We start from the raw sequence: 428 nt of genomic DNA, 5'->3' as shown, positions 1-428 counted from the left end.
GGGTCCGGGAAGTGGCTGATCCGAAGTGCCGATGTGCGGGGGAAGGTCGGTCGCGCTGGATACCTCAGACGCCCCGCGGTGCCCTCCCGGACCCGCCTCGACGTCTTTGGTCTGAAGCGGCATGGCGTCGGCGAGGAGCTGGCGGTACACCACGTCCGACAGGCGCCGCTTCAGCGCGCGCAGCGACTCCATCGATGTCTTGCCGTCGGCGACCTTGCGGTCGAAGTAGGCCCGGCCCTTAGTGGCGTTACGCAGCTGCACGGTCGCGGCGATGTGCAGCACGTGGTTCATCCGCCTGTTCCCCGCCCGGGACAGGCGGTGGCGGACCTGCTGCCCAGAAGAGGCGTCCAACGGTGCGGTCCCGGTCCAGGACGCGAACCGCGCCCGGGTGGGGAACCGGGCGACGTCGCCGACATCGGCCAGGATCC

1 protein-coding gene is annotated in these 428 nt (G+C 70.3%); it reads right to left on the bottom strand.

What is annotated here, in order from left to right; all coding sequences use genetic code 11:
• Window positions 1-423: transposase (locus Q0795_RS17125; RefSeq protein WP_366942478.1), on the bottom strand; the 423-nt coding region annotated here is incomplete at its 3' end.
• Between the last annotated feature and the right edge of the window lie 5 nt (window positions 424-428).

Source organism: uncultured Serinicoccus sp. (assembly GCF_947487915.1).
Lineage (GTDB): Bacteria > Actinomycetota > Actinomycetes > Actinomycetales > Dermatophilaceae > Ornithinicoccus.
This window is presented reverse-complemented; position numbering and strand designations above follow the sequence as displayed.